Source organism: Stenotrophomonas sp. 2YAF22 (genome assembly GCF_052114665.1).
GTDB classification, from domain to species: Bacteria; Pseudomonadota; Gammaproteobacteria; order Xanthomonadales; family Xanthomonadaceae; genus Stenotrophomonas; species Stenotrophomonas indicatrix.
Window position 1 is genome coordinate 1 of record NZ_JBFRFE010000708.1, and the last position, 1999, is coordinate 1999.

At 66.6% G+C, this 1999-nt stretch carries 3 protein-coding genes and 1 pseudogene; 1 reads left to right on the plus strand and 3 read right to left on the minus strand.

Annotated elements, in window-relative coordinates; genetic code table 11:
* On the plus strand, positions 1 to 406 hold a 406-nt coding region (locus AB4Y84_RS20200; RefSeq protein ID WP_442250775.1), incomplete at its 5' end, for a 3-keto-disaccharide hydrolase.
* Positions 407 to 436: 30 nt separating this feature from the next.
* Here the strand turns inward: AB4Y84_RS20200 and AB4Y84_RS20205 are convergent.
* The 3 genes and pseudogenes from AB4Y84_RS20205 to AB4Y84_RS20215 form a co-directional block, all read right to left on the minus strand.
* Entirely contained in the window at positions 437 to 733 is a 297-nt protein-coding gene (locus AB4Y84_RS20205; protein ID WP_223494464.1) for a c-type cytochrome, read from the minus strand.
* 19 nt (positions 734 to 752) lie between these two features.
* The gene (locus AB4Y84_RS20210) at positions 753 to 1619 is read right to left on the minus strand and encodes a sugar phosphate isomerase/epimerase family protein (RefSeq protein WP_336025731.1); all 867 of its coding nucleotides are present in this window, start codon (positions 1617 to 1619) and stop codon (positions 753 to 755) included.
* A 19-nt stretch (positions 1620 to 1638) separates the two neighbouring features.
* Positions 1639 to 1999, minus strand: a pseudogene (locus AB4Y84_RS20215) (gfo/Idh/MocA family oxidoreductase); the annotation flags it as partial.

Sequence of the window (1999 nt, forward strand, 5' to 3'; positions counted from 1 at the left end):
GGGCTTCGACGGACAGAACCGGGGCAACAGCGGCATCTTCCTGCAGGAACTCTATGAGCTGCAGGTGCTCGACAGTTACAACAACCCAACCTATGCCAACGGCCAGGCCGGCTCCATCTACAAGCAGACCATGCCGCTGGTGAATGCTTCGCGTGCACCGGGGCAGTGGCAGGCCTACGACATCCTCTGGAAGGCACCGCGCTTCTCAGTGGGCGGTGGGCTTGTGTCGCCTGCGCGCATCACCGTCCTGCACAACGGCGTGCTGGTGCAGGACGACACCGTGCTGGCGGGCAGGACCGAGTACATCGGCGCGCCCTCGTATTCGCCCCATGCGTGCGCGCCGCTCTACCTGCAGGAACATGATTCCAAGGTCAGCTACCGCAATATCTGGGTGCGCGAGCTGTAGCGGCACGCGGCCGGCGTGATCGCCGGCCGTTTACTTGGCCAGGTAGCTGGCGATGTCATCTATTTCCTGCTGCGACAGCTGGGAGAAGGGCGGCATCAGCCCGCCACCTTTGCTGATCTTTTCCTTGATCTGCGCGGGTGCCATGCGCTTGCCGATATCGGTGAGCGCCGGGAATGCGCCGGGCATGCCCGCACGATCGGCACCGTGGCAGGCCGTGCAGTTGGCGGTGTAGAGCTTCGCACCGGCGGCCGGGTCATCCTTGCACCATGCGGCTGTCGCAACGCTCATGCTGCCCAGGGCCACGGCCATTGCCAGGATCGTCTTCATGTGGGGCCTCCTTCAGGCATCAGTGCTGCGCACGGGTGGACACGTTGGCGGGCAGGTGTTCACGCAGGTAGTCCGCGCCGGTCTGGATGACCTTGGCCGGGTCGCGTGGCTGGTCGTGCTCGAGGATGTACCAGTGCACGCCGGCCGTTGCGGCGGCTGGCAGGATCGCGCGCCAGTCCAGCACACCCTGGCCGACGGCAGCGAAGCCGCCCTCGTCTTCGGCCTGGCCCTCGGGTGCATTGTCCTTGGCGTGTACCGCAAACAGGCGGCCGCGGAACTTGCCGAGCATCACTGCCGGATCGAGGCCCGCGCGCGCCACCCAGGCAAGATCCAGCTCGGTCTGCAGGTCGGGCCCGGCGGCTGCGAACAGCAGTTCCAGGCCGGTCCGGCCATTGAAGTCGACCAGTTCGAAATCATGGTTGTGGTAGGCCAGGCGCATGCCCTTGGCCCGTACCTGCTTGGCGATCGCGCCCAGTTCCTTGCCCAGCGCGGTCCAGCCTGCGGCATCGGTCGGCCGATCCTTCGCGTCCAGGTAAGGCACCACCAGGGTGGTGTTGCCGATCAACCGGTTGAAGGCCACCACGCCGTCCAGGTCCTTGCGCAGCTCGGCCAGTTGCACGTGGGAGGAAATCGCCCTGATCGAATACCGGTCCAGCAACTGCTTGAGTTCGGCCGCGCTGACGCCCTGCGTGCCCACCGTTTCCACCGCATCCACGCCGGCGTCGTGGACGATCTTCAACTGCTGGTCGAGCGGGCCGGCGTTGCGCAGTGTGTACATCTGCACGGCGATGGGCTTGTGCGGGCTGGCGGCTTCGTGTGCCAGGACGGGCAGGGCAGCGAACAGCAGCAGGGCGAGGGTGGCAGTTCTGCGGGCAGGCGTGTTCATCATGAGATGCTCCCGGGGTTCAACCGATGGCGGTCCAGGCACGGGTCCTGGCCGAGGTGATGACGCGGTCGACGATCAGCGCCGAGCGCACGCCGTCTTCGAAGGTGGGCAGGCCATCCGGTCGCTCGCCTTCGATGGCGCGATAGGTGTCGGCGACGAATGCCTCGAAGCAGTGGCCGTAGCCCTGCGCGTGCCCGGCCGGCAACAGCGACAGCCGGCGCTGTTCGGCACTGCCGGCGCCCGGTCCGCGCACGAAGACTTCCTCGCGCTGGTCGGGCTTGCCGATCCACAGCCGCTCGGCATCTTCCTGGTTGAACGCCACGCTGGCCCTGGCGCCATCAATCTCGAACCAGAGACGGTTGTGGCGTCCGGCCGATACC

Coding starts and splice junctions, on each gene's coding strand:
- AB4Y84_RS20205 (WP_223494464.1), bottom strand. CDS start 733: ATGAAGACGATCCTGGCAATGGCCGTGGCCCTGGGCAGCATGAGCGTT.
- AB4Y84_RS20210 (WP_336025731.1), bottom strand. CDS start 1,619: ATGAACACGCCTGCCCGCAGAACTGCCACCCTCGCCCTGCTGCTGTTC.